Below are 219 nucleotides of genomic sequence, written 5' to 3'. Positions count from 1 at the left end.
TATTTGGGCCTATAGCTCAGCTGGTTTAGAGCGCACGCCTGATAAGCGTGAGGTCGATGGTTCAAGTCCATTTAGGCCCATTCTCAGAAAATTTAATAGTACCATGGGGGTTTAGCTCAGCTGGGAGAGCACCTGCTTTGCAAGCAGGAGGTCATCGGTTCGATCCCGTTAACCTCCATTGACAGAGATGTCAAACTCGTACCTTGAAAACTGGATATT

General features: G+C 47.5%; 2 tRNA genes. Both read left to right on the top strand.

The features are described from left to right. Nucleotides 1-5 precede the first annotated feature (5 nt). Nucleotides 6-80, top strand: a tRNA-Ile gene (locus FD26_RS10820). A 25-nt stretch (nt 81-105) separates the two neighbouring features. Next, nucleotides 106-178, top strand: a tRNA-Ala gene (locus FD26_RS10815). Nucleotides 179-219 lie beyond the last annotated feature (41 nt).

Source organism: Companilactobacillus crustorum JCM 15951 (genome assembly GCF_001434585.1).
GTDB classification, from domain to species: Bacteria; Bacillota; Bacilli; order Lactobacillales; family Lactobacillaceae; genus Companilactobacillus; species Companilactobacillus crustorum.
The sequence above is the reverse complement of the archived record's forward strand: the minus strand, read 5'-3'. Positions and strand labels throughout refer to the sequence as shown.